23 protein-coding genes and 1 tRNA gene are annotated in these 24,368 nt (G+C 58.4%); 11 read left to right on the top strand and 13 right to left on the bottom strand.

Features of this window, described 5'->3' with window-relative positions; all coding sequences use genetic code 11:
* Nucleotides 1–107 precede the first annotated feature (107 nt).
* The 5 genes from NUH87_RS13030 (at nucleotide 108) to NUH87_RS13010 (ending at nucleotide 4,451) form a co-directional block, all read left to right on the top strand.
* Nucleotides 108–890 carry an SDR family NAD(P)-dependent oxidoreductase gene (locus NUH87_RS13030; RefSeq protein WP_338526258.1) on the top strand — a complete coding sequence of 261 codons (783 nt, stop codon included), beginning with the start codon at nucleotides 108–110 and terminating at the stop codon, nucleotides 888–890.
* Between the two features lie 438 nt (nucleotides 891–1,328).
* Nucleotides 1,329–2,108, top strand: a complete 780-nt coding sequence (locus tag NUH87_RS13025; protein WP_338526257.1) for a transporter substrate-binding domain-containing protein — start codon at nucleotides 1,329–1,331, stop codon at nucleotides 2,106–2,108.
* A gap of 56 nt (nucleotides 2,109–2,164) precedes the next feature.
* Nucleotides 2,165–2,893 (top strand): ABC transporter permease, encoded by a 729-nt coding sequence (locus NUH87_RS13020; protein WP_040070861.1) that lies wholly within the window; start codon nucleotides 2,165–2,167, stop codon nucleotides 2,891–2,893.
* A complete protein-coding gene (locus tag NUH87_RS13015; RefSeq protein WP_338526256.1) occupies nucleotides 2,890–3,600 on the top strand; it encodes an ABC transporter permease in 711 nt (236 codons plus the stop codon). Before NUH87_RS13020 ends, NUH87_RS13015 begins: the two co-directional genes overlap by 4 nt.
* An 86-nt stretch (nucleotides 3,601–3,686) precedes the next feature.
* Entirely contained in the window at nucleotides 3,687–4,451 is a 765-nt protein-coding gene (locus NUH87_RS13010) for an ABC transporter ATP-binding protein (protein WP_338526255.1), read from the top strand.
* Between the two features lie 62 nt (nucleotides 4,452–4,513).
* Here the strand turns inward: NUH87_RS13010 and NUH87_RS13005 are convergent, their stop codons facing one another.
* From NUH87_RS13005 to NUH87_RS12995, 3 genes are all read right to left on the bottom strand, one after another.
* Complete coding sequence (locus NUH87_RS13005) at nucleotides 4,514–5,866, bottom strand: Fic family protein (protein WP_338526254.1); 1,353 nt, start codon at nucleotides 5,864–5,866, stop codon at nucleotides 4,514–4,516.
* Nucleotides 5,867–6,138: 272 nt separating this feature from the next.
* Nucleotides 6,139–8,895, bottom strand: coding sequence for an HD domain-containing protein (locus NUH87_RS13000; protein WP_338526253.1), 2,757 nt, complete (start codon nucleotides 8,893–8,895; stop codon nucleotides 6,139–6,141).
* A 469-nt stretch (nucleotides 8,896–9,364) separates the two neighbouring features.
* Nucleotides 9,365–9,919, bottom strand: coding sequence for a S24 family peptidase (locus tag NUH87_RS12995; RefSeq protein ID WP_338526252.1), 555 nt, complete (start codon nucleotides 9,917–9,919; stop codon nucleotides 9,365–9,367).
* 114 nt (nucleotides 9,920–10,033) lie between these two features.
* Between NUH87_RS12995 and NUH87_RS12990 the strand changes: the two genes are divergently transcribed.
* Nucleotides 10,034–10,936 carry a hypothetical protein gene (locus tag NUH87_RS12990; RefSeq protein ID WP_338526251.1) on the top strand — a complete coding sequence of 301 codons (903 nt, stop codon included), beginning with the start codon at nucleotides 10,034–10,036 and terminating at the stop codon, nucleotides 10,934–10,936.
* Between the two features lie 273 nt (nucleotides 10,937–11,209).
* Here NUH87_RS12990 and NUH87_RS12985 read toward each other — a convergent pair whose 3' ends face one another.
* From NUH87_RS12985 to NUH87_RS12940, 10 genes are all read right to left on the bottom strand, one after another.
* On the bottom strand, nucleotides 11,210–11,623 hold the full coding sequence (locus NUH87_RS12985) for a VOC family protein (protein ID WP_338526250.1): 414 nt from the start codon (nucleotides 11,621–11,623) through the stop codon (nucleotides 11,210–11,212).
* A 31-nt stretch (nucleotides 11,624–11,654) separates the two neighbouring features.
* Nucleotides 11,655–12,377: an HTH domain-containing protein gene (locus tag NUH87_RS12980; protein ID WP_040064289.1), complete on the bottom strand. Its 723-nt coding sequence runs from the start codon at nucleotides 12,375–12,377 to the stop codon at nucleotides 11,655–11,657.
* Between the two features lie 107 nt (nucleotides 12,378–12,484).
* Entirely contained in the window at nucleotides 12,485–13,585 is a 1,101-nt protein-coding gene (gene ychF, locus NUH87_RS12975) for a redox-regulated ATPase YchF (protein WP_338526249.1), read from the bottom strand.
* 22 nt (nucleotides 13,586–13,607) lie between these two features.
* Nucleotides 13,608–14,192 (bottom strand): aminoacyl-tRNA hydrolase, encoded by a 585-nt coding sequence (pth, locus tag NUH87_RS12970; RefSeq protein WP_040064210.1) that lies wholly within the window; start codon nucleotides 14,190–14,192, stop codon nucleotides 13,608–13,610.
* A 171-nt stretch (nucleotides 14,193–14,363) separates the two neighbouring features.
* Nucleotides 14,364–14,954, bottom strand: a complete 591-nt coding sequence (locus NUH87_RS12965) for a 50S ribosomal protein L25/general stress protein Ctc (protein ID WP_338526248.1) — start codon at nucleotides 14,952–14,954, stop codon at nucleotides 14,364–14,366.
* A 134-nt stretch (nucleotides 14,955–15,088) separates the two neighbouring features.
* Nucleotides 15,089–16,030, bottom strand: a complete 942-nt coding sequence (locus tag NUH87_RS12960; protein ID WP_003171603.1) for a ribose-phosphate pyrophosphokinase — start codon at nucleotides 16,028–16,030, stop codon at nucleotides 15,089–15,091.
* 46 nt (nucleotides 16,031–16,076) lie between these two features.
* Nucleotides 16,077–16,151 (bottom strand) — tRNA-Gln (locus tag NUH87_RS12955).
* Nucleotides 16,152–16,185: 34 nt separating this feature from the next.
* Nucleotides 16,186–17,037 carry a 4-(cytidine 5'-diphospho)-2-C-methyl-D-erythritol kinase gene (gene ispE / locus NUH87_RS12950; protein WP_040064214.1) on the bottom strand — a complete coding sequence of 284 codons (852 nt, stop codon included), beginning with the start codon at nucleotides 17,035–17,037 and terminating at the stop codon, nucleotides 16,186–16,188.
* A 1-nt stretch (nucleotide 17,038) separates the two neighbouring features.
* A complete protein-coding gene (gene lolB, locus NUH87_RS12945) occupies nucleotides 17,039–17,656 on the bottom strand; it encodes a lipoprotein insertase outer membrane protein LolB (RefSeq protein WP_338526247.1) in 618 nt (205 codons plus the stop codon).
* 4 nt (nucleotides 17,657–17,660) lie between these two features.
* The gene (locus NUH87_RS12940) at nucleotides 17,661–19,385 is read right to left on the bottom strand and encodes a tetratricopeptide repeat protein (RefSeq protein WP_338526246.1); all 1,725 of its coding nucleotides are present in this window, start codon (nucleotides 19,383–19,385) and stop codon (nucleotides 17,661–17,663) included.
* A gap of 185 nt (nucleotides 19,386–19,570) precedes the next feature.
* On the opposite strand from NUH87_RS12940, the gene hemA reads away from it, so the two are divergent.
* Genes hemA through murI form a run of 5 tightly spaced genes read left to right on the top strand, consistent with a single transcriptional unit; the run spans nucleotide 19,571 to nucleotide 24,303 of the window.
* Complete coding sequence (gene hemA / locus NUH87_RS12935; RefSeq protein WP_338526245.1) at nucleotides 19,571–20,860, top strand: glutamyl-tRNA reductase; 1,290 nt, start codon at nucleotides 19,571–19,573, stop codon at nucleotides 20,858–20,860.
* Nucleotides 20,857–21,939 carry a peptide chain release factor 1 gene (gene prfA, locus NUH87_RS12930; RefSeq protein ID WP_338526244.1) on the top strand — a complete coding sequence of 361 codons (1,083 nt, stop codon included), beginning with the start codon at nucleotides 20,857–20,859 and terminating at the stop codon, nucleotides 21,937–21,939. The genes hemA and prfA overlap by 4 nt, the downstream gene beginning before the upstream one ends.
* Nucleotides 21,940–22,770 (top strand): peptide chain release factor N(5)-glutamine methyltransferase, encoded by an 831-nt coding sequence (gene prmC / locus NUH87_RS12925; protein WP_338526243.1) that lies wholly within the window; start codon nucleotides 21,940–21,942, stop codon nucleotides 22,768–22,770.
* Nucleotides 22,764–23,519 (top strand): molybdopterin-synthase adenylyltransferase MoeB, encoded by a 756-nt coding sequence (locus NUH87_RS12920; protein ID WP_338526242.1) that lies wholly within the window; start codon nucleotides 22,764–22,766, stop codon nucleotides 23,517–23,519. The genes prmC and NUH87_RS12920 overlap by 7 nt, the downstream gene beginning before the upstream one ends.
* A complete protein-coding gene (gene murI / locus NUH87_RS12915) occupies nucleotides 23,512–24,303 on the top strand; it encodes a glutamate racemase (RefSeq protein WP_338526241.1) in 792 nt (263 codons plus the stop codon). The genes NUH87_RS12920 and murI overlap by 8 nt, the downstream gene beginning before the upstream one ends.
* Nucleotides 24,304–24,368: the final 65 nt, after the last annotated feature.

Below are 24,368 nucleotides of genomic sequence, written 5' to 3'. Positions count from 1 at the left end.
ATAAAGTAAGACTAATTTGGTGTCTGGTCGGAATGTCCCATCAGTGTCCGAGCACACCTTGAGTCCAACTGCTTGAATCGAAGTGCCTACTGTGGAGTAACCGTCATATGAGTCATGAGACAGGCGCCGGCGTGCCAGGCGTGTACACCGACCTCAAAAACAAAACCGTATTGATTTCCGGCGGCGCTTCGGGGATTGGCGAAGCCATGGTCTGCGCTTTTGCCCGGCAGGGAGCCAAGGTGGCGTTCGTGGACATGGCCAAAAACCAAGGTGAACGGCTGGCGGCCCAATTGTCGGCTGAGGGTCATAGGGTCGAGTTCGCTCACTGCGATATCACTGACGAGAGCGCTTACAAAGAGGCGATCGGGCGCTTTGCGCAAACCCTGGGACCTGTGACTGTCCTGGTGAACAATGCCGCCAATGATGTCAGGCACACCTTGGATGAAGTGGATTCGGAGACATTCGACAAGCTGATTTCCGTCAATCTGAAGCATGCTTTTTTTGCCAGCCGAGCGGTGGTCCCCATGATGAAGGCCACCGGGGAGGGCGCGATCATCAATCTGGGGTCCATTGGCTGGATGATGGCCTCCAGTGGATACCCGGTCTACGCGGCCAGTAAAGCGGCCACCCACGGCATGACCAGGGCGTTGGCACGGGAGTTGGGGCCATGGCGCATCAGGGTCAACACGCTGGTTCCTGGATGGGTGATGACAGAAAAGCAGCTCGCGCTCTGGGTTGACGATGCCGCCAGGGAGCTGATCAGCCGCAGCCAATGCCTGCCCGGTAGCGTGGAACCTTTCCATATAGCCAACATGGCGCTTTTCCTGGCCTCCGAGGCGTCCTCCATGTGTTCGGCACAAAACTTCATTGTCGATGGTGGTTGGGTATAGGCGTCGGGGCCGCCCCGCCAGCCAGTTCGCTATTCGAATCACGCACTCCCTCCGCGGTGGCCGCCCCCACTGCGGGGTATTTCCACACGTCATGCCCCCTCAAAAATTGTTACCGGATGCATCAATACGACGCAAAGCGCGGCTCAGGTAACAGCCTCGAGTGCGGCCAGACACTCCTCGAAACTTTCCCGGTCATTCCCCAAAGCCCCGTTCCAGAGGCCTTCATTTTTCTTTGAAGGGTTTCTTCAGCTCCCGTTCAATGAGTTGGCTGGTTGATTGCATATGCTTGTATGTACAGGCATGTGTATGTGCGTAAGAGACCTGTGAGGGGCTGGCGTACAGCATGGCCTTGTGGTCCGGATTCACCGCGTCACACGTCTTCCAGTAACAGCATCCATGCGCCGCAAGCGCCCGTAGTGGTTTTAGGAATTGATAATAATGAAAAGAACATTGCTGACCCTTTCTGCCTTGACTCTGTGCGTGGCCGCCGGCGTAGCCACGGCCAAGGAATACAAGGAGCTGCGTTTTGGCGTTGACCCCTCCTACGCGCCGTTCGAGTCCAAGGCGGCCGACGGTAGCCTGGTGGGCTTCGACATCGACCTGGGCAACGCGATCTGCGCCGAGCTGAAGGTCAAGTGCAAATGGGTCGAAAGCGATTTCGACGGCATGATCCCGGGCCTGAAGGCCAACAAGTTCGACGGCGTGATCTCCTCCATGACCGTGACGCCGGTCCGCGAAAAAGCCATCGACTTCTCCAGCGAGCTGTTCTCCGGCCCGACCGCGCTGGTCTACAAGAAAGGCTCCGGCGTTTCTGACGTGGCCTCGCTCAAGGGCAAGAAAGTCGGCTACGAGCAGGGCACCATCCAGGAAGCCTACGCCAAGGCCGTGCTGGACAAGGCCGGGGTGGAAACCAAGGCCTATGCCAACCAGGACCAGGTTTACGCGGACTTGCTGTCCGGTCGCCTCGACGCCACGATCCAGGACATGCTGCAAGCCAAACTGAGCTTCTTGAAGTCGGCGCAAGGGGCTGATTTCGAGGTCAGCCAGCCGGTCGACAGCGAGCTGCTGCCCGCTAAGACAGCGGTGGGTCTCGCCAAGGGCAACGCACAGCTCAAGGCCCTTCTCGATAAAGGCATCAAGGCGCTACACGATGACGGTACCTACGACTCGATCCAGAAGAAACACTTCGGTGATATGAGTCTCTACAGCGGCAAGTAAGGCCCCGGTGCCCGTCCCCGGGACGGGCGCTTTTTTATCGCTATAGGTCCTGAATCATGTTCGAAGCACTGTTACAGACACTCGGGCTTTCCACGTTCGGCTTGAAGGGGTTTGGCCCTCTGTTGCTGGAAGGCTTCTGGATGACCGTCAAACTATCGATACTGTCGCTGTTGTTGAGCGTTCTGCTCGGCCTGGTCGGCGCCAGTGCCAAGCTCTCCAGCGTCAAACTGTTGCGGATTCCGGCCCAGCTCTACACCACGCTGATTCGCGGGGTGCCGGACCTGGTGCTGATGCTGCTGATTTTCTACAGCCTGCAGACCTGGTTGACCAGTTTCACCGAGGCGCTGGACTGGGACTACATCGAGATCGATCCGTTCGGTGCCGGGGTCATCACCCTGGGCTTCATCTACGGCGCGTACTTCACCGAGACCTTCCGTGGCGCGATCCTCGCCGTACCTCGCGGACAGCTCGAAGCCGCCACCGCCTATGGCCTGACCCGCGCCCAGCGTTTCCGCTTCGTGATCTTTCCGCAAATGATGCGCTTCGCCCTGCCGGGCATCGGCAATAACTGGATGGTGATCCTCAAGGCTACCGCGCTGGTGTCGATCATCGGCCTGGCGGATTTGGTCAAGGCCGCTCAGGACGCCGGTAAAAGCACCTATCAACTGTTCTACTTCCTGGTACTCGCCGCCTTGATCTACCTGGTGATTACCAGCGCTTCGAACTACGTCCTGCGCTGGCTCGAACGGCATTACGCGGCAGGTTCCCGGGAGGCTGTACGATGATCGAACTACTGCAGGAATACTGGAAGCCCTTCCTCTATAGCGACGGCTACCACACCACCGGCCTGGCCATGACGCTGTGGCTGCTCAGCGCCTCGATTTTCTTCGGTTTCCTGGTGTCGGTCCCCCTGTCGATTGCTCGGGTTTCACCCAGGTTCTACGTGCGCTGGCCGGTGCAGTTCTACACTTACCTGTTTCGTGGCACGCCGCTGTATATACAGCTGCTGATCTGCTACACCGGGATCTACAGCCTGGCCGCGGTCCGTGCGCAACCGATGCTCGATGCGTTCTTTCGCGATGCGATGAACTGCACCATCCTCGCCTTCGCCCTGAACACCTGCGCCTACACCACGGAGATTTTCGCCGGGGCGATCCGCAGCATGAACCACGGCGAAGTCGAAGCCGCGAAGGCCTACGGTCTGACGGGCTGGAAGCTCTACGCCTACGTGATCATGCCCTCGGCCCTGCGTCGCTCGTTGCCCTACTACAGCAACGAAGTGATCCTGATGCTGCACTCGACCACCGTGGCCTTCACCGCCACCGTCCCGGATATCCTGAAAATCGCCCGGGACGCCAACGCGGCGACCTTTATGACCTTTCAGACGTTTGCCGTGACCGCGCTGATCTACCTGATGGTCACCTTTGCGTTGGTGGGGCTGTTCCGCGTTGCCGAACGTCGTTGGCTGGCTTTTCTGGGCCCGGCCCACTAGGACTTAGCGCCCCGCCGTGGGCTTTGTCGCCGCTTGTGACGTCTACGCAGCGGCGACCCATTTTCCCTTAGAGGATGCTTGCGCACATGTATAAATTGACTGTTGAAGAACTGCATAAGAGTTACGGTAGCCACGAAGTGCTCAAGGGAGTTTCACTGAAAGCCAAGACCGGTGACGTGATCAGCCTGATCGGCGCCAGCGGCTCGGGCAAAAGCACCTTTTTGCGTTGCATCAACTTTCTCGAAACCCCCAATGACGGCGCCATGAGCCTGGACGGCAAGCAGATTCGCATGGTCAAGGACCACCATGGCATGCACGTGGCCGACGATGCCGAGCTGCAACGCCTGCGCACCCGTCTGGCGATGGTGTTCCAGCACTTCAACCTGTGGGGCCACATGACCGTGCTGGAAAACATCACCATGGCCCCGCGCCGGGTGCTGGGTGTCGCCAGGAAGGAGGCCGAGGACCGGGCTCGACGTTACCTGGACAAGGTTGGCCTGCCGGCCCGCGTGGCGGATCAGTACCCGGCGTTCCTGTCGGGCGGTCAGCAGCAGCGTGTCGCCATTGCCCGCGCCTTGGCGATGGAGCCGGAAGTCATGCTCTTCGACGAACCAACCTCGGCGCTCGACCCGGAGTTGGTGGGTGAAGTGCTCAAGGTGATCCAGGGCTTGGCCGAAGAAGGCCGGACCATGATCATGGTGACCCACGAAATGAGCTTTGCCCGCAAAGTCTCGAATCAGGTGCTGTTCCTGCATCAGGGGCGAGTGGAGGAGGAGGGCGCACCTGAAGCGGTGCTGGGCAATCCGAAGAGCGAGCGTTTGCAGCAGTTCCTCAGCGGCAACCTGAAGTAAGCGTTGCCGCGGTACTTCGGCGTTGAGCGACTTGGCCGTTGCTCAAGGCCGAAGGCACGGAGCTACGAAGGGCGGCCGGCCTCGATCCAGCGTTGGGTGTGCATCATCGTCAGCCGATAACGCGCACAGTTGAAAACCTCCAGCAACTTGAGTTCGTCCAGCAGCAAGGGGCGTAGCAGTTGTGCCTGATCGGGGGGCAGCGACAAGTCGGCTATGGCCTCTTCACAGGTCTTGCCATCACGCACAATGGCGCCAATGGACTCATTCAGCGCTTCCCTGAATTGCACCCGAACGGGATCTGGCTTGCCCATGGCTTCGAGGGTCACTTCGTACTTTCTGATCGAGCGGCGATAGGCCCATTCGAACAGGTCCGCGGCCAGCGACACATCCAGGTGTTCATAGACTCCCATCATGGCGTGCGCATAATCCTGTACATCCACATCCAGAAAGGACAGCGGCGCGCTGTTGTACAGCATCAAGGGAATGTTGGCTGCCAGGCGACTCGTGCGTTTGTTGCCGTCGTCGAACGGTTGCAGGTAGGCCAGGTTGATCCACAGGAAGAAGGCGGACTCGACCGGGTTCTTGACCTGCCTGGCCTTCTCCAGGATGCATTCGAGCATTTCGCCCAGCAGGGAAGGGACCTGGCTGGGCAGGTAGGTGGTATCGCTGATGTTGACGACTTTCTGGCGAATAGTGCCCAGGCCGCCCGGGTCGGCCAGTAGATCCTGCATCAGGAGTGCGTGCAGGTTCTGGATCACGGGAGTGGTCAGGCCATAGGTGGGGACGGCGTCGACCATGAACTCGATGGCCGCCTTGTGGTTGAGCAGCATCACCGCATCCAGGTCTCCGCCGCTGGCGCCACTCTTGAACAGTTCCTCGGTGGCGAGCAAGGAGTAGCGGTTACCTTCCAGGCGCGAAGAGGACCAGGACAGGTCAATGAGCAGGGGCTCCAGTACCTTGCGTGCATAAGTGCCGGCAGGTTGTTGGCCGCGCATTCGTCCTTCTTCCATCAGGGTCTTGGCGAGTGATGTTGGCAGTAGCGAGGTCTGGTTGGGGACGTAGCTGTCCACGAAGGTGCGTTGGTAGGTGACTGCGTTGCGCGTGCCCAGAGGTTGCAGCAGAGCCTTGCGCAATGCCTGACTTTCAGTTGACCAGACAGGGCCTGTCTCTGATGTGGAGGCCGTACTAGTGTTGGGTAGCTGGACGGCGTTGCTGTCGGCCAGCCGATAGCGAGTGGCGCGTGCTTTACCTTCCCGAATGACTTCGCCCGAACTGACCAGGTCGTCCAGATGGCGCTTGATCGTGGACCAACTGATATTCACTTCGCTCAGCAGTTCGCTTGAGCTGATCCAGGGATTGCTGCCTTGGGCTCGGCGTTGAAGAGCCGCGATGAGATCGTGGGGGGTACTGGCCATGTGGGAAGGTCTGATATCAGCTCATAATGAGCTCATTATGGCTCAAATCAGCTCAGTTGTGAGCTGATTTGAGCTGATACGCGAATTAGCTCAATAAGCTCACCAAAGCTACGACGTGAAGAACTTCGCGGGCAAGTACCGCTCCCACAGTGAGGTGGCGTTTCAATGTCCTATTTCTTAAATAAATCCGTCCTGTTTTCGGCCCTTCGAGTTCAGCGGGTGCTGAACTCGATCCGCTGAAGCACGAGGTTGGGCACTATTCAATACTTACGTTAGTGGGGTCGCTGCAGAAGAGTTGGCGAACGGACCTTCTGATTCCATACTTCCGAAAATACAGACGGGTGTGATTGAGTTACTTCCTTCTCGCTAGCATCAATATCAAAGTAAAGGAGGGTGATACCAAATGCTTCCGAGCGATCAAGATCTGCGCATACTGTAGCTAGGTCAAGTGTCAGCGTGGGAAGGACCCCCGAAGACCAAAGGCCCCATTCTCCAAGATCGCTCTCTAGAGTCAATTTATTCCATAGGTTTCGTGGCACATTTCTAGATGTAACGAGCTCCGCGACATCTGTTTTACGAACGAGTATTCGGCGCCCTATTACTCCTAATTTCGAAAAAAAGCCATCATGTCCAGTCCCTCCGATCGAATCGCGTAGAAAGTTAGTTCGGCTAACTTTAGTCCGGGTAATACCGTCTACAGCGACATAATGTTGTGCCCATGATGTGAATGATGGCGACGTGAATGCCCCCTGCTTAGTAGATATGTTGACTGCATCGATGGCGATGCTTTTTATCTTCGAGGCCCTAAGAAGGTCAGCGTCAACCGGAGTTACTCCTATTTTTGATAGAAGCATAAAGGCAACATCATTGCGGTGTTCAAACTCCTGCCCTAGACCCTGAATTTTAGGGTTGATGGAAAGAAGTACGTTTTCTGGCGTGATTCCTGGATTAAGGCTCTCAAATGTCCGAATTAAGCGGGTGGCAAAATAGTCTGAAATATCAAGGGTAAGTTCTTTTTCAAATCCGGTGTGACCTGAGGCGAGCTCGTTGCGCTGTAGGTTAATAGGGAGTCGTCCATCGGGATCAAAAATAACTAGGCTGGGCTGTAATGCGCAAATAACACCTAGCTCATTCGAAACTTTATGTGATAATTTGTAACTTCTCTGGCATAACCATATTCCATTGCAAATGATTGAGGTGTCGGTTTGCCCCCACCGTTCAAGTGCTTCATAGCTCCAGATTATATCGTCATATCCTTCTGCGTTGATACGGCGCCACTTAGTGCTGTCGAGACTGGAATCACATTCTGGAACTGTATACATCTGCCTGAGATCGCGATGGCTGTCAGTGGCGAAAACTCGTTTTACACTCGGGGTTAGAAGGCAATACCAGTCCCATAACTCGTTATCTCTAGTGAGCTTGGCTACTATTTCATCTGATAGTGGGATTTCAATTCTGGTTCCTACGTGAAACTTACAAGGCGTGACTTCGATCGACTCTGAGCCCTGTAGGCACGAAAATGTAATTGCATCATCTTCCTCGCTGTATATGGAGCGAGTTGTCACTCTTATTTCGGGGCCAAGTAGGAACGCCGCGAGCAATCCTATTCCAAAACGACCTGTTCGATGAACTGTAGAGTGCCCATTGGATTCGTGATTTTTTCTCCATATGTCGCTGCTTCGGAATGAGGCACCAATATTTAGAAGATATTTATCGACTACATCTGGAGTCATGCCAACACCGAAGTCCTCAATAACTAGGCTTGCGCTCTCGCCCTCAGGCTTGTTTATGGTGACGATTACATCTTCACTGGTTTTTAACGCAGAGCTCACAAGATCCTTCGTTATCAGATCATTCCTCTCTCGACAAGCATCTACAGCATTTTGAACTAGCTCGCGAATACCGATTTCTGGCTTGTCACCATAAAGTGGCATCACTAGTAAATCCATAAGCTCAGCACTGGCAGTCTTGAATCTAAAATCGCGTGGAAGATACGACGGGCGTCGTTTTTTCCAAAAAAGATTCGGATCGTCTAGGTTAGATCTGATACGCCTGATTGTAATTCCAAGAGAGCTGAGAGGGGGAAGTAATCCATAAACTTCGCCGAGTACCGCCCAGCTGTTATCTAGTTCGGCCTGAATATCGCGTAACAAGCTCCGCATCCCTAAGAATGTTGCTGCGCTTTCTGGCTCGCAATCTACAAATATAGCTTCCGGATCGTCGTGTGCTTGGTGGATCTCTCTGACCGACATATGTTTTCGCCATTCTCCGCGTGAAACCGGGCTAACGAGCGATTTAAGTCGGAGTAGCTGTCCAGGCGCTCGCGAGGAGTGAATCTGAAGGTAGTCTGCTATACGAAGCACCATCATCACAAATGGAGCTCGACAGTTGTGATGAATACGCCGTTGATTTGGTTCGAGGACATCTACCGCAGAGCGAATTGATGAGTTGTGGCTCCTTGCCACGTATCCTGAAAGATCCATCAGATCCTTAAACTCAATGTCTGCGAGAACAACTGGGGAGTTAGGTCCAGGTATTCCTGAAATTGCTATTTCGTGTGCAAGTCTCGCGTGATGCCGTCGGAGGAACTCTCCAATAAGCAATCGATGCTTGAATGTCAGATTAAGCTTATTTGATGGTATATCTTGAACTGGTTCGGAGCTTCCGAATAGTGCATGCAGCTTGCGCTGATCAAAACGGCGAGCCTCTGTAAGGAACTGATCCCAAAGAGCTGGCCATGCTGTTTCTCCTTGAATATAGCGAGATGGTGCAGGTTGATAGTTACCGTTTATCAAGGAAAAAAAGCCGTCCTCAGAAATATGAAGGGCACAGTCATGCAGGAGCACAGACAGTATAATGACTGCCCCGTCCTCAGCTGTTAGGTTCGGCCACGACTTGTCAGATATAAGTCCTTCGGCTGTGAGTAAAACCTCTGCTAAGTGTTTTAAGCTATGGTCGGTGTACTCGTGAAAGAAAACGGTTCTATTATCAAGCGTCCATGGCTCAACAATGGAAAGTGCTTTAAGCACTACGGCATTCAGCGCATGGTCTCGGCTTATGAGTTCTTTGATTAGCGGTGGCAGGTGCATTGGGCTTTTCTCTGCGTAAAGAAAAATTAGTGAATTTTTAAGAGTGCTCTATGGCGCACGGTATTCGCGAAGGAAGCGTGAGGTGTAGGTCCGTTACGCACCATGCCGACAAGTCCCTTTGCATATGTTGTTCGGAGATCGTGGAGCATAGCGTTTAGCCGAAACGAAAAACAACCCGAAGACGTAGACTTAGTTTACTGCAGTGGCTGAGAGCTTATTTTTAGAGAAGGAAATGGGACGCGTTTATTTTTTCGGGTGTGAGTCCTTCCTGAGGTAAATCCTATATTGATGGCTCAGCTACGAGAGCTCGCGCTGCTAAGACCCGCTCGCACGTAAGTTTTCCTAAGCTTGAAGCTGGTCAAGGCAATACTCGATTTTCCGCAGTGAGATACGAGAGACTCCATTCCGATCAGTGAAATTTCTGCATCGCCTGAACCACCACACCAATAATCCGGCCGCTCTCGCCAAACGACTCAACCGGGTAATCCTGATTGAGCGGTTTCAGATACAGCTTTCCACCATCACTCACAAGCATCCTGAAGGTGGTTTCATTACTGTCTGGAAATTTCGCCACTACCAGTCTGCCTGGGGCGGCTTCAATCGCAGTATCCACCAGAATCGAGGTGCCTTCGTTGATACTCATGCCAGAGGGAGAGGCCATCGAATCGCCTCTCACCTGTAGCCAGAACGCAGGGCCGGTGGAGTCGTATTCAGACGTTTGGTAAGTGCCTGAGTCGTCTGTTGGAAGGGATTCGGCCGTTTCAGCAGCCCCTGCGGCTACCCAAGTGATAACAGGATAACGGAAGGCCTCGACAGGCTGAGTCGCCTCACCGAGGTTCGAGGCGTTCGACCTGGAGATCTCTTTGATCTGTTGTGCCAAGCGCTTACTGAAAGCGGAAACCGGCACCTCAAGGTAGCGAGCAAATACCGCTGCCGACTCGATATTCAGGGCGTTTCTTCCCATCGGCCAGCAGGTCCTGCATCAGGAGCGTGGCGAGTGAGGTTTGCAGCCTTTATCCGCTTGCCCTGTCCAGCATACACTGGCGTCCAATGGATCAGGGCAACCCTAGGAAGCCGCATGTTTCTCTCTCTTTGCCCTAAACGCATCCGGCCTATGCGCCGGTGTGCCGCGTGGCTTTTGTGTCTTGCGGTGAGCCAGGTCTGGGCTGTGGAAGCCGAGCCCAAGAAGCTGATCAGTTCAACCGTCGGCGATACGAGCATTCAGGTGTCCGAACTGGAGCCGGAGTCCGAGTCGGATTACGCCGAAGAAATCGTGACCTTGACGCGAGAAGGTTCCCAGCCGATCACGCTCCGCGACGTCCACTTCTACGTGCTCTATACCGACCCGGATCCCACCCATGCACCGAACATGATCGTGCAAGGCTTCAGTGGTGGCGCTAATTGTTGCGATACATTGCACGTCATCAGTTTTTCGCCAACGCTGCATATGCAAGATATCGAGGCTCTCAATTCGGATCAGATCGATCTGCAAGCGCTCGCTCATGGCGGGCCGACATTGGGCTTCTACGATTTCAGTTTCGCATCCTGGCATCACTCATTCGCAGGCAGTCCAGCGCCGCCGATCTCGCTCAACTGGGATGCCATGCAAGGACGCTATGTATTGGACGTCGATGGCATGCGCAAACCGGCGCCATCGTATGTCGAGTTGGAGGAGGATGCGCAGGAGCTCTTGAAGGAAGAGGTCGATAGCTGGCCTCCCACCCTGTTATGGCGCGACATGCTGATGTACATCTATTCCGGCAACAGTGCGTCGGCCCGAACCTTGATGGATACGGCGTGGCAGCCGACATGGGGCGACAAGGAGCGATTTTTTACCTGCTTCAGCCGGCAACTGCATGCAGGCTGGCTCTGGGGTCACATGGACATCGGTCACTTGATGAAGGCCGATGCTGACTTTCCCAAACCGATAAGCCAGCCGGAGCCTGTGCAGCGAGCTGAGTATCTGAACTGCCTCCGATGAGTCACCGATGGCGAGGGCCTCTCCGGTTGTAAGTCATATCGGAGCGCCCACAAAAAAGCCGCGTATCTACGCGGCTTCTTCGATTCCGACAACGCTTATACGTTAAACGAGAAATAGCCCCAATTTATCCAGCATTCATGCGGCAGTTCCACTCGGTAAACCTAATGTTACCCGGTTCCATACCCGGTCGCCTATCCGATGCATTCGCGCAATATATTAGGTGCAACGCAATCGAGTTGGATGTCGGCAGCCGCCCCGTCGCAGACCTTTGCGTCACCCAGGGGTCACCAAATTACCTGGAAAGTTCACGGACTGATTGGTGGGGCGGGAGAATATATTTACGAGATTGCCATCTGGATCGCGTAACAGCAGCGAGCGGTTCCCCCATGGCATTGTCGTTGTCGGCATGACGACATTGACGCCGTTATCAGCTATCCGTTCGAGTACTGCATCCACGTCCGTTACTTCAAACTCCAGTATCGCTGATTGATTGGCTGCTGCTTTTGCGGCCCCTGCATTGAACAGGGTAATCAGGCGTTCAGAGGAAAGGGCTAGTACTGCCCCGTTGAAGTGGATTTCTGCAAAACCTTCTGCCGGGCGGTTTGCCGTGATGCCGGAAAGGTGCTGGTAAAAGGTGATCATGTTTTCGAGACCCTGCGTGACCACACGTACCGATGCGAATTTCATCTTGAGCTCCTGATTTGAAAGAGGGCTCAGTTTAAGATCCAATCCTGTCAGATTCTGGCAGTATAGTTTTACTCGCTTCCTGGTGGGCTTTGCGCCACTCGCGTAGCAAAGCGGCTCTCCGCTTGGGGTAGCGCTCATTGGTCTCGTCCGTTACCAATATGCGGTCAGTACGAAAATTTCGGAAGCCGTTTCTCAGCTCGCACCAGCACATCAACACTCTGGACTGGTCAAAATAGACCAAGGCAAACGGCCATACCACGCGCTGCGTCTGAATGCCGTCACCATCCATGTAAGTGATTCGCAGCTTCAGTTCAGAACGTACAGCGCTGCGCAGGATGTCATGAGACGGCGGATTATTTGGTCTCTGCAAGGGAGCGCCGACAAGCAGTGCCGATTCTTCCAGCTCCCGCCGCAATTCGGAAGGCAATACTGACGAAACCTTGGCCAATACATTCAGTGCACCCTCGGCCAGGGTGCGATCACAACGGTCCGCCACCCAGCGCATGCCCAAGACCAAGGCTTCAAGTTCTTCTGAGCCAAACATCAAGGGTGGCAGCATGAAGCCCGGCTTCATGACGTACCCAATACGCGGCTCGCCTTCTATCATGGCCCCCTGGGCTTGCAGGCTAGCGATATCCCGATACAAGGTACGGATACTGATGCCAAGCTCGTTTGCCAGTACCTGGCCGCTCACTGGGCGGCGATAGCGCCGCAAAACTTGCAAAAGATGGAGCAGGCGTTCTGAACGTGACATTAATAGCGACCACATCTGACACGCCCTGAAACAAAGAAGCCCTGTATCTACAGGGCTTCTTCAGAATACCGGGCCAAATTGGACCGTCGTGAGTTAATACGGATCAGTTAGACGTTGAAGCGGAAGTGCATCACATCACCGTCCTTGACGATGTAGTCCTTGCCTTCCAGGCGCCATTTGCCGGCTTCCTTGGTCCCGGCTTCGCCCTTGTACTGGATGAAGTCGTTGTAGGCGATCACTTCGGCGCGGATGAAGCCTTTTTCGAAGTCGGTGTGGATCACACCGGCAGCCTGTGGTGCGGTCGCACCGACACGCACGGTCCAGGCGCGGACTTCCTCGACACCGGCGGTGAAGTAGGTCTGCAGGTGGAGCATTTCGTAGCCGGCACGGATCACGCGGTTCAGGCCGGGTTCTTCAAGGCCCAGGGCTTCGAGGAACATGTCCTTCTCTTCACCGTCGTCCAGCTCGGCGATTTCCGCTTCGATCTTGTTGCACACCGGCACTACCACCGCGCCTTCTTCCTCGGCGATGGCCATGACCACGTCCAGCAGCGGGTTGTTCTCGAAGCCGTCTTCGGCGACGTTGGCGATGTACATCACCGGCTTGGTGGTCAGCAGGTGGAAGCCGCGGATCACTGCCTTCTCGTCGGCACCCATGTTCTTCATCAGGCTGCGCGCCGGCTTGCCTTCGGTGAAGTGGGCGATCAACTGCTCCAGCAGGCCCTTTTGCACCACGGCGTCCTTGTCACCGCCCTTGGCGTTACGGGTGACTTTCTGCAGTTGCTTCTCGCAGCTGTCGAGGTCGGCGAAGATCAGTTCCAGGTCGATGATCTCGATGTCGCGCTTGGGGTCGACGCTGTTGGAGACGTGAATCACGTTCTCGTCTTCGAAGCAGCGGACCACGTGGGCGATGGCATCGGTTTCACGGATGTTGGCGAGGAACTTGTTGCCCAGGCCTTCACCTTTCGAGGCACCGGCCACCAGGCCCGCGATGTCGACGAACTCCATGGTGGTCGGCAGGATGCGCTTGGGCTTGACGATCTCGGCCAGGGCCTGCAGGCGCGGGTCGGGCATCGGCACGATACCGCTGTTCGGTTCGATGGTGCAGAAGGGGAAGTTCTCCGCCGCGATACCGGATTTGGTCAGGGCGTTGAACAGGGTGGATTTGCCGACGTTGGGCAGGCCGACGATGCCGCAATTGAATCCCATGGTGTTTCCCCTCGGATAAGAGTCAGGCCTTCTGGCTGTGCAGGTTTTTCATCGCTCGGTTCCATTCCCCGGCGAGGATATCCGGCAGCACGCCGAGGGCAAAATCGATGCTGGCATCGAGCTTTTCCTGTTCGGCGCGTGGCGCACGACCCAGGACAAAATTTGAAACCATACTGGCAACGCCCGGGTGGCCAATGCCAAGCCGCAGGCGGTGAAAGGTATTCTGGTTGCCGAGCTGCGCGATGATGTCGCGCAGGCCGTTGTGCCCGCCGTGTCCGCCGCCCTGTTTGAGCTTGGCGACACCGGGGGGCAAGTCCAGCTCGTCGTGGGCCACCAGGATTTCTTCGGGCGTGATGCGGAAGAATCCAGCCAATGCCGCCACGGCCTGGCCGCTGCGGTTCATGTAGGTGGTGGGGATCAACAGACGAACATCCTGACCCTGGTGACTGAAGCGCCCGGTCAGGCCGAAATATTTGCGATCGGCCACCAGGTTGACACCTTGGGCGTGGGCGATGCGCTCAACAAAAAGGGCCCCCGCGTTATGCCGGGTCTGTTCGTATTCGGTGCCTGGATTTCCCAGGCCAACGATCAGTTTGATGGCAGTCACGACAGGGGCCCTTCCTCGGAGTTGTGGATAACATCGCGGCTATTCGGCGTAGCGGCGAAGGTGGACGAAACGTGCTCATTTACATGATGCAAACTTCGCGATCCCGCCCGCTTTACTCGCTACTTGCCAGCTCGCGATGTTTCCATGACTCCGACGTTGCGGAGTAAACGATTACTCGGCAGCGGCTTCTGGTGCAACACGTGGCGCGTGAACGTTGGCAACAGCCAGGTCGTTACCGTGAGCCAGTGCGACGAACTCAACGCCTTTTGGAGCCTTGAGGTTCGACAGGTGGATGATCGAACCCACTTCGGCGTCAGCCAGGTCGACTTCGATGAACTCAGGCAGGTCCTTGGCTTCGCAAGACACTTCGATCTCGTTCACAACGTGGGAGATCTCGCCGCCTTTCTTCACTGGAGCTGCTTCGTTGACGAAGTGCACAGGAACGGTAGCAGTCAGTTTCTTGCCGGCAACAACGCGAACGAAGTCGGCGTGCATGATGAACTGCTTGGCTGGGTGACGCTGCAGGGCTTTAACGATCACGCTCTGCTTGGTGCCGCCGACGTTCAGTTCGATCACGTGGCTGAAAGCAGCCTCGTCTTCGAACAGCTTGGCCACTTCTTTGGCCAGCATCATGATGGACTCAGGAGCCTTGTCGCCACCGTAGACAACGGCAGGAACCTGGTTGGCGAGACGACGCAGGCGGCGGCTCGCACCTTTCCCCAGGTCGTTACGCGCTTCGGCGTTCAGGATGAAATCAGTCATTTTGTATCTCCAAAATAGCCATGTCCCGTCACGTCTGCGACCGACGTGAGCGGTATGGGCAAAAAAGCCCCGCCCCAACATGGGTGTTGGGGCGGGGCGCTTTACGTCAACGAGGTGTCTGCCGGGCAGGGCCCTTAGCGGAACATCGCGCTGATCGATTCTTCGTTGCTGATGCGGCGAACCGCTTCGGCGACTACCGGTGCGATATCCAGTTGACGGATACGTGCACAGGCTTGTGCGGCGGCGGACAGCGGGATGGTGTTGGTCACCACCAGCTCGTCCAGCACGGAATTTTCAATGTTCTCGATCGCACGACCCGACAGCACAGGGTGTGTGCAGTAGGCAAAGACCTTGGCAGCGCCATGTTCCTTGAGGGCTTTCGCCGCGTGGCACAGGGTGCCTGCGGTGTCGACCATGTCATCGACGAGAATACAGGTGCGGCCTTCGACGTCACCGATGATGTGCATCACTTCGGAGTGGTTGGCCTTCTCACGACGTTTGTCGATGATGCCCAGATCCACGCCCAGCGACTTGGCAACAGCCCGTGCACGCACGACGCCGCCAATGTCCGGAGACACGATCATCAGGTTTTCGAAGCGTTGATCTTCGATGTCATCCACCAGAACGGGGGAGCCGTAGATGTTATCTACCGGAATATCGAAGAAACCCTGGATCTGGTCTGCGTGCAGGTCAACCGTGAGAACACGGTCGATGCCGACGACGGTGAGCATGTCAGCGACGACTTTCGCGCTGATTGCCACGCGCGCGGAACGCGGACGGCGATCCTGACGGGCATAACCAAAGTAAGGGATCACCGCAGTGATTCGAGTGGCTGAGGAACGGCGGAAGGCATCAGCCATCACGACGAGTTCCATCAGGTTATCGTTGGTCGGAGCGCAAGTCGGCTGAATGATGAAGACGTCTTTACCGCGGACGTTTTCATTGATCTCAGCGGTGATTTCGCCGTCGGAGAACTTACCGACAGAAATGTCACCGAGTGGGATATGCAGCTGACGTACGACACGCCGAGCCAGATCGGGGTTGGCATTCCCCGTAAAGACCATCATCTTGGACACGCGCAGTACCTGAAGGCTGAGGGTAACCTGGATGAGTATAGGAAAATGGCAGGGGCGGCTGGATTCGAACCAACGCATGGCAGGATCAAAACCTGCTGCCTTACCGCTTGGCGACGCCCCTGTATCTGTTGCAACGAGTACCCTGTACTCGATTCCTAGAGCAGACTTTGCAGCTTGCGATGCAACATCGAAACGTTGCTTCCCTTTGCCACAAACCCTGTTTGGGTCTCTGTAAGAAGGGCCGAGACTTTATCAGCTTCAGCTTTGTTTGGGAAGGCCCCAAACACACAACTTCCAGTGCCGGTTAATTTTGCTTCGGTAAACTTACCTAACAAATTCAAAGCGTTACGTACCTCTGGATAACGCCTTGCAACAACCGGCAAGCAGTCATTTCGACTGTTTCCCTTGGGAACGGGGCGCACTTTAATGGGCGCGGAGTCACGTGTCAACAGCGGATCTGAAAAAATTTCTGCTGTACTTACAGAGACTTGCGGAACGAGCACGACATACCAGGGTTCGTCGGGGTCTACCGGGGTGAGTTTTTCCCCCACGCCCTCGGCGAAAGCCGCGTGCCCGCGGACGAAAACCGGGACGTCGGCGCCCAGTGTCAGGCCCAGGCCGGCCAGGCGATCCTCGTCCCAGCCCAGTTGCCAGAGATGATTGAGGCCGAGCAGGGTGGTCGCGGCATTCGAGCTGCCGCCACCGATGCCGCCGCCCATGGGCAGGATCTTCTCGATCCAGATATCCACGCCCAGGGCGCTGCCGGATTGTTCCTGGAGTTTTTTCGCGGCGCGCACGATCAGGTTGCTGTCGTGGGGCACGCCGTCGAACTCGGTGTGCAGCCGGATCACGCCGTCGTCACGGACAGCGAAACTCAGTTCGTCGCCGTAGTCGAGAAACTGAAACAGGGTCTGCAATTCGTGATAGCCGTCCGCACGGCGACCGAGGATGTGCAGCATCAGGTTGAGCTTGGCCGGCGCGGGCAGGGTCAGGCGGGCAGCGCTCATGTCACTGTCCCAGCTGGCGCGGCTGCCAGTCCTTGATCACCAGGGTGACGTCGAGGTCGCGACCGTGCAGCTTGACGCGCTCGGGCAACCAGTAGCCGTTCTGCTGGCTGTAGCTCAGGTACTCGACCTGCCAGCCATCCTGTTCCAGGGTGGCCAGGCGGCTGTCGCTGTCCAGGCTCAGGCGGCTTTTGCTGTCCGGCGCAGGCAGGCCACGGACCCACCAGACCAGATGGGACACCGGCAACTCCCAGCCCAGTTGCTCCTGGAGCAGGGCTTCGGGGCTGTTCGCGGCGTAGCGACCCTGGTTGGCGACCTCCAGGCTCACCTGGCCGGGACGTCCGGTCAGGCGCGCGGCGCCACGTCCGAGCGGGCCGGACAGGCGGATATCGTAGTAATCCTGGCGTTGCAGCCAGAACAGGGTACCGCTGCCGGAATCCTTCGGTGCGCGGATACCGACCTTGCCATTGATCTGCCAGCCGTCGAGGCTGCTCAATTGCTGCTTGTGTTTGGTCCACAGGGCAGGATCGCCGTGGCCTTCGACGGACTCACGGGCACCGAAGCCCGCGCAACCGGCGAGCAGGGCGATCAGGCTGAAAACAACGAGGTGGCGCAGGAACATAGATTTAAAGAGTCTCGGAACCGGTCAGGCGCTTGATGGTGCTGCGCAGGAGTGGGCTGTCGGGTTGGTCCTTGAGGAACTTGCCCCAGATTTGCCGGGCTTCGCGTTGCTTGCCGTTGCTCCACAGGACTTCGCCCAGGTGCGCGGCGACTTCCTGGTCGGGGAACCGCTCCAGGGCCTGGCGCAGCAGGCGCTCGGCTTCGTCGAGGTTGCCCAGGCGGAAATTCACCCAGCCGAGGCTGTCGAGTACCGCCGGATCTTCCGGATTCAACTGGTGAGCCTTCTCGATCAGCTCCTTGGCCTCGGCATAGCGGGTCGTACGGTCCGACAGGGTGTAGCCGAGGGCATTCAGCGCCATGGCATTGTCGGGTTCGCGCTTGAGGATGGCGCGCAGGTCTTTCTCCATCTGCGCCAGGTCGTTGCGCTTTTCCGCCTGCATGGCCCGGGTATAAAGCAGGTTCAGGTCATCCGGGTACTGCAGCAGGGCCTGTTGCAGGACGCTCCAGGCGCGATCGCCCTGATGGTTGGCGGAGAGGATCTCGGCCTCGATCAGGTAGAGCTGGATCGCGTAGTCCGGCTGCTCGTCGCGGGCGCTCTTGAGTTTGCTCGACGCCTCGGCGCCACGCCCGGTAGTGACCAGGATATCGGTCTGGCGCAGTTGCGCCGGCAGGTAGTCGTTGCCCGGCCTGACCTGCCCGTATTCGTCCAGGGCGGTCTGCAGGTCGTTGTGTTCTTCGGCGATGCGGCCCAGGTTCAGGTGTGCCGAGTCGACATGGCTTTCGCGGACGATCAGTTGTTCCAGGTAGCCCTTGGCCTCGTCCCAGGCCTTGGCTTCGAGGCAGACCAGCGCCAGGGAGAAACGCAATTCGTCGTCTTCCGGATACTGCTGCACGAGGTTGGAGAACTGGGTCTTGGCGTCGGCCATGCGGTCCTGTTCCACCAGCATGCGCGCATAGGTCAGGCGCAGGCGCTTGTCATCCGGGTATTTCTTGATGTTTTTTTCCAGGATCGGCAAGGCTTCCTTGCCGCGGCTGAGCGCTTGCAGCAAGCGGGCGCGCAGCAGGATCGGGGCGATTTCGCCTTCTTCCGGCGGGTTTTTCTCCAGCAGCGTCAAGGCGCCCTGGGTGTCGCCATCCTGTTGCAGCAGCAGGGCCTTGCCGAAAATCAGCTGGCTGTTTTTCGGATGCTTGACCAGCAGGCGGTCAAAGCTCTTCATCAGGCCGTTGCGGGTGTCCTGGTCGGTGTCGGCGGCCGACAGGGCGAGAAAGTCGAAATGGGTGTCGCCCTTGCCTTGCAGGACCTTCTCCATATAGACCATGGCGTCGTCGTAGCGCCCGCCGCGTGCCAGCTGGATGGCCGCCGCGCGTTGCGCCTCGAGGTCGTTCGGGGCGTTTTTTGCCCAGATCAGCGAGGTGTCGAGGGCGGCCTGGTCGGCGCCCAGGTATTCGGCGATACGGAAGGCTCGCTCGGAAACGCCCGGGTCCTGGGTATTGATCGCCTGGGTCACGTAGTTATCCAGGGCGATATCGAAACGATTTCGCTGCCCGGCCAGCTCCGCGCTCAACAGGCTGAACACCGTATCCTCGGTGAACGAGCTGTAGACCTTGGGCTTTTCCGGGGCCGGGGTGGTCTCCTCGACCGCCGGCGTACGGCCCGGCGCCACGGGTGCCAAGGCCTGGCAGCCGCTGAGGAAGACAAAAGCGAGGAGCAACGCGGAGGATCTATTCATATTGGGAGAAGGACAACTTACCTGCGGGTCAGGTCATCATGACACAAGCAGCGGGCAGAACCATACCTGTGACGCTCAGCGGACATTTATAGCAAGGTTACATCAGGACAATAGTCGGCAATGGTTGTCCTGAATCAGTCGAAGGTGGACAATTGTCGGCTTATCGACATCATCAGCGACCCTGAATGGCCTTCCTCGCACTCGGCATCAACCACAAGACGGCGTCCGTAGACGTGCGCGAGCGCGTGGCTTTTACCCCCGAGCAGTTGGTGGAGGCCCTGCAGCAACTGTGCCGCCTCACCGACAGCCGTGAAGCCGCGATCCTCTCCACCTGCAACCGCAGTGAACTGTATATCGAGCAGGACCACATCGCGGCGGACACGGTATTGCGCTGGCTGGCGGATTATCACCACCTGAGTCTCGACGAACTGCGCGCCAGTGCCTACGTGCACGAAGACGATGCCGCCGTTCGTCATATGATGCGCGTGGCCTCGGGGCTGGATTCGCTGGTGCTGGGCGAACCGCAGATTCTCGGCCAGATGAAGTCCGCCTATGCCGTGGCACGGGAGGCGGGGACCATCGGTCCGTTGCTCGGGCGCCTGTTCCAGGCCACGTTCAGCGCTGCCAAGCAGGTGCGCACCGACACCGCCATCGGCGAGAACCCGGTGTCGGTGGCCTTTGCCGCCGTCAGCCTGGCCAAACAGATTTTCAGCGACCTGCAGCGCAGCAGCGCCCTGCTGATCGGTGCCGGCGAAACCATCACCCTGGTCGCCCGCCATCTGCACGAGCAGGGCGTCAAGCGGATCGTGGTGGCCAACCGGACCCTGGAGCGCGCCAAGACCCTGGCCGAGGAGTTCGGTGCCCATGCGGTGCTGCTGGCCGACATCCCCCAGGAGCTGGTGCACAGCGACATCGTCATCAGTTCCACCGCCAGCCAGTTGCCGATCCTCGGCAAGGGCGCGGTGGAAAGTGCCTTGAAGCTGCGCAAGCACAAGCCGATCTTCATGGTGGACATCGCCGTACCCCGGGATATCGAGCCGGAAGTCGGCGAGTTGGACGACGTTTACCTCTATAGTGTCGACGATCTCCACGAAGTGGTCGCCGAGAACCTCAAGAGCCGCCAGGGCGCCGCGCAGGCCGCCGAAGCACTGGTGAGCAGTGGGGTCGACGATTTCATGGCGCGCCTGCGCGAGTTGGCCGCGGTGGACGTGTTGCGCGCCTACCGCCAGCAGAGCGAACGCCTGCGTGACGAAGAATTGCACAAGGCCCAGCGTCTGCTGGCCAACGGCAGCAGCGCCGAAGAGGTACTGATGCAACTGGCCCGTGGCCTGACCAACAAGTTGATGCATGCGCCCAGCGTGCAACTGAAAAAGTTGTCCGCCGAAGGCCGCCTCGATGCGCTGGCCATGGCCCAGGAACTCTTTGCCCTCGGTGAGGGCTCATCGGATAGCTTTTCGGATAAGAAACCGCAATGAAAGCGTCACTGCTCAATAAGCTGGACATCCTCCAGGACCGTTTCGAGGAACTGACCGCCTTGCTCGGCGATGGCGAAGTCATTTCCGATCAGACCAAGTTCCGCGCCTATTCCAAGGAATACGCCGAAGTCGAACCGATTGTCGCGGCCTACCAGCAGGTGCTGAAGGTGCAGTCCGACCTCGAAGGCGCCCAGGCGCTGCTCAAGGACAGCGACCCGGACATGCGTGAAATGGCCGTCGAGGAAGTCCGCGAAGCCAAGGAACAGTTGGTCGAACTGGAGGGCAATCTGCAGCGCATGTTGCTGCCCAAGGATCCCAACGACGGCCGCAACGTGTTTCTCGAAATCCGCGCCGGCACCGGCGGCGACGAGGCGGCGATCTTCTCCGGCGACCTGTTCCGCATGTACTCGCGGTATGCCGAGAAACGTGGCTGGCGGGTGGAAATCCTCTCGGAAAACGAGGGTGAGCACGGTGGCTACAAGGAAGTCATTGCCCGGGTCGAAGGCGACAACGTCTACGGCAAGCTGAAGTTCGAGTCCGGTGCCCACCGCGTCCAGCGCGTGCCGGCCACCGAATCCCAGGGGCGCATCCACACCTCGGCGTGCACGGTCGCGGTGTTGCCCGAGCCGGACGAACAGGAGGCCATCGAGATCAACCCGGCGGACCTGCGCATCGACACCTACCGCTCCTCCGGCGCCGGTGGCCAGCACGTCAACAAGACCGACTCGGCGATCCGCATCACCCACTTGCCTTCGGGGATCGTGGTCGAATGCCAGGAAGAGCGTTCCCAGCACAAGAACCGGGCGCGCGCCATGTCCTGGCTGTCGGCCAAGCTCAACGACCAGCAGACCACGGCCGCGGCCAATGCCATCGCCAGCGAGCGCAAGCTGCTGGTGGGCTCGGGCGACCGCTCCGAGCGCATCCGTACCTACAACTTTCCCCAGGGCCGGGTGACCGACCATCGCGTCAACCTGACCCTGTACTCCCTGGATGAAGTGCTGGCCGGTGGCGTGGAAGCCGTCATCGAACCGCTGTTGGCCGAATACCAGGCCGATCAACTGGCCGCCTTGGGTGATTGAATGACCATTATTGCCAGCCTGCTGCGCACCGCCGAGCTGCCTGATTCGCCGACCGCGCGCCTGGACGCCGAACTGCTGTTGGCGGCGGCCCTGGGCAAATCCCGCAGCTACCTGCACACCTGGCCGGAAAAGATCGTCAGCAGCGAAGCCGCGCAGGCCTTTGCCGACTTCCTGCAACGTCGTCGTGGCGGCGAGCCGGTGGCCTATATCCTGGGCCAGCAGGGGTTCTGGAAGCTGGACCTGGAAGTCGCGCCGCATACCCTGATTCCCCGCCCGGACACCGAACTGCTGGTGGAAGCGGCCCTTGAGTTGCTGCCACAGGCGTCGGCGTCAGTGCTCGACCTGGGCACCGGCAGCGGCGCGATTGCCCTGGCCCTGGCCAGCGAGCGTCCGAGCTGGCGGGTGACGGCGGTGGACCGCGTGCCGGAAGCCGTGGCCCTGGCCGAACGCAATCGCCAGCGCCTGGGCCTGGACAACGCCACGGTGTTGAGCAGTCATTGGTTCAGCGCCCTGGAAGGCCGGCGTTTTCAACTGATCATCAGCAACCCGCCGTACATTGCCTCGACCGATCCGCATCTGGCGCAGGGCGATGTGCGCTTCGAGCCCGCCAGCGCGCTGGTGGCCGGCACCGATGGCCTGGACGATCTGCGCCTGATCATCGCCCAAGCGCCCGCGCACCTGGAGGCCGATGGCTGGTTGATGCTCGAACACGGTTACGACCAGGCCGAAGCCGTGCGCGAATTGCTCTCGGCCCAAGGGTTCAGCGAGGTTCACAGCCGTACCGACCTGGGCGGCCATCAACGCATCAGTCTGGGGCGCCTATCGTGCTGAGTGATCAGGAGCTGTTGCGCTATAGCCGGCAGATCCTGTTGCAACAGGTCGATATCGACGGCCAGTTGCGTCTGAAAAACAGCCGGGTACTGATTGTCGGCCTTGGCGGCCTCGGCGCCCCGGTGGCGCTTTACCTGGCGGCGGCGGGGGTCGGCGAACTGCACCTGGCGGACTTCGACACGGTCGAGCTGACCAACCTGCAACGCCAGATCATCCACGACACCGACAGCATCGGTTCGACCAAGGTCGATTCGGCGCTGCGCAGGCTCGCGGCCATCAATCCCGAGGTCAGCCTGGTCGCCCATCGCCAGGCCCTGGACGCCGATTCTCTCGGCGTCGCGGTGGCGGCGGTGGACCTGGTGCTCGATTGCTGCGACAACTTCGCCACCCGCGAGGCGGTGAACGCGGCCTGTGTGGCCGCCGGCAAGCCGCTGGTGAGCGGCGCGGCGATCCGCCTCGAAGGCCAACTCTCGGTGTTCGATCCGCGTCGCCCGGAAAGCCCCTGCTACCACTGCCTGTACGGGCACGGCAGCGAAGCCGAACTGACCTGCAGCGAAGCCGGCGTCATCGGTCCGCTGGTGGGGCTGGTCGGCAGCCTGCAAGCCCTGGAAGCCTTGAAGCTGCTGGCCGGTTTTGGCGAGCCGCTGGTGGGACGCTTGCTGCTGGTCGATGCCCTGGGCACGAAATTCCGCGAGCTGCGGGTCAAGCGCGATCCGCAGTGCAGCGTGTGTGGTGGCGGCCATGCGTGATGCTCCGGTCGCTGTGTTTGACTCCGGCGTCGGCGGCTTGTCGGTGCTCAAGGAAATCCAGGCCCTGTTGCCCAACGAGTCGATACTGTATTTCGCTGACTGTGGGCATATCCCCTACGGTGAGAAAAGCCCGGCGTACATTCGCCGGCGTTGTGAAGTGATCGCCGGTTTCTTGCGCGAGCAAGGCGCCAAGGCGCTTGTGATCGCCTGCAATACCGCCACGGTGGCCGGTGCCGCCGACTTGCGCCAGCTTTACCCGGACTGGCCGCTGGTGGCCATGGAGCCGGCGGTCAAACCCGCCGCGGCGGCCACCCGCAGCGGTGTGGTCGGTGTGCTGGCCACCACCGGGACCTTGCAAAGCGCCAAGTTCGCCGCCTTGCTCGACCGCTTTGCCAACGATGTGCGAGTGATCACTCAACCCTGTCCTGGCCTGGTGGAGATGATCGAAGACGGCGACTTGCACAGCGATGCCTTGCGCCAGCTGCTGCGTAGCTATGTCGAGCCTTTGCTGGAGGCGGGCTGCGACACCCTTATCCTCGGCTGCACCCACTATCCCTTCCTCAAGCCGATGTTGCTGGAGATGATTCCTGCCTCCATCAGCCTGATCGACACCGGTGCCGCCGTGGCCCGGCAACTCCAGCGCCTGTTGGAGGCCCGCGACCTGTTGTCGCGCGGGCCGGCTCGCGAGGCGCAGTTCTGGACCACTGCGAATCCGTACCACCTTGGAAATATTCTTCCCGTGCTCTGGAATAAGTCCGGCGTTGTGCAAAGCTTCACAGGGTAAAACGTCGACATAGAGCGGCGAATTCCCGTGATCTTTTGCTTGGCGTCGGGGGCTGTTACGGGGCT

The sequence above is a fragment of the Pseudomonas batumici genome (assembly GCF_036585405.1).
Lineage (GTDB): Bacteria > Pseudomonadota > Gammaproteobacteria > Pseudomonadales > Pseudomonadaceae > Aquipseudomonas > Aquipseudomonas batumici.
The sequence above is the reverse complement of the archived record's forward strand: the minus strand, read 5'-3'. Positions and strand labels throughout refer to the sequence as shown.

What these genes read in the sequence shown, in the direction of transcription:
- NUH87_RS13030 (WP_338526258.1), top strand. Translation starts at nt 108, where the DNA reads ATGAGTCATGAGACAGGCGCCGGCGTGCCAGGCGTGTACACCGACCTC.
- NUH87_RS13025 (WP_338526257.1), top strand. Translation starts at nt 1,329, where the DNA reads ATGAAAAGAACATTGCTGACCCTTTCTGCCTTGACTCTGTGCGTGGCC.
- NUH87_RS13020 (WP_040070861.1), top strand. Translation starts at nt 2,165, where the DNA reads ATGTTCGAAGCACTGTTACAGACACTCGGGCTTTCCACGTTCGGCTTG.
- NUH87_RS13015 (WP_338526256.1), top strand. Translation starts at nt 2,890, where the DNA reads ATGATCGAACTACTGCAGGAATACTGGAAGCCCTTCCTCTATAGCGAC.
- NUH87_RS13010 (WP_338526255.1), top strand. Translation starts at nt 3,687, where the DNA reads ATGTATAAATTGACTGTTGAAGAACTGCATAAGAGTTACGGTAGCCAC.
- NUH87_RS13005 (WP_338526254.1), bottom strand. Translation starts at nt 5,866, where the DNA reads ATGGCCAGTACCCCCCACGATCTCATCGCGGCTCTTCAACGCCGAGCC.
- NUH87_RS12995 (WP_338526252.1), bottom strand. Translation starts at nt 9,919, where the DNA reads ATGGGAAGAAACGCCCTGAATATCGAGTCGGCAGCGGTATTTGCTCGC.
- NUH87_RS12990 (WP_338526251.1), top strand. Translation starts at nt 10,034, where the DNA reads ATGTTTCTCTCTCTTTGCCCTAAACGCATCCGGCCTATGCGCCGGTGT.
- NUH87_RS12985 (WP_338526250.1), bottom strand. Translation starts at nt 11,623, where the DNA reads ATGAAATTCGCATCGGTACGTGTGGTCACGCAGGGTCTCGAAAACATG.
- NUH87_RS12980 (WP_040064289.1), bottom strand. Translation starts at nt 12,377, where the DNA reads ATGTCACGTTCAGAACGCCTGCTCCATCTTTTGCAAGTTTTGCGGCGC.
- ychF (WP_338526249.1), bottom strand. Translation starts at nt 13,585, where the DNA reads ATGGGATTCAATTGCGGCATCGTCGGCCTGCCCAACGTCGGCAAATCC.
- NUH87_RS12965 (WP_338526248.1), bottom strand. Translation starts at nt 14,954, where the DNA reads ATGACTGATTTCATCCTGAACGCCGAAGCGCGTAACGACCTGGGGAAA.
- ispE (WP_040064214.1), bottom strand. Translation starts at nt 17,037, where the DNA reads ATGAGCGCTGCCCGCCTGACCCTGCCCGCGCCGGCCAAGCTCAACCTG.
- lolB (WP_338526247.1), bottom strand. Translation starts at nt 17,656, where the DNA reads ATGTTCCTGCGCCACCTCGTTGTTTTCAGCCTGATCGCCCTGCTCGCC.
- NUH87_RS12940 (WP_338526246.1), bottom strand. Translation starts at nt 19,385, where the DNA reads ATGAATAGATCCTCCGCGTTGCTCCTCGCTTTTGTCTTCCTCAGCGGC.
- hemA (WP_338526245.1), top strand. Translation starts at nt 19,571, where the DNA reads ATGGCCTTCCTCGCACTCGGCATCAACCACAAGACGGCGTCCGTAGAC.
- prfA (WP_338526244.1), top strand. Translation starts at nt 20,857, where the DNA reads ATGAAAGCGTCACTGCTCAATAAGCTGGACATCCTCCAGGACCGTTTC.
- prmC (WP_338526243.1), top strand. Translation starts at nt 21,940, where the DNA reads ATGACCATTATTGCCAGCCTGCTGCGCACCGCCGAGCTGCCTGATTCG.
- murI (WP_338526241.1), top strand. Translation starts at nt 23,512, where the DNA reads ATGCGTGATGCTCCGGTCGCTGTGTTTGACTCCGGCGTCGGCGGCTTG.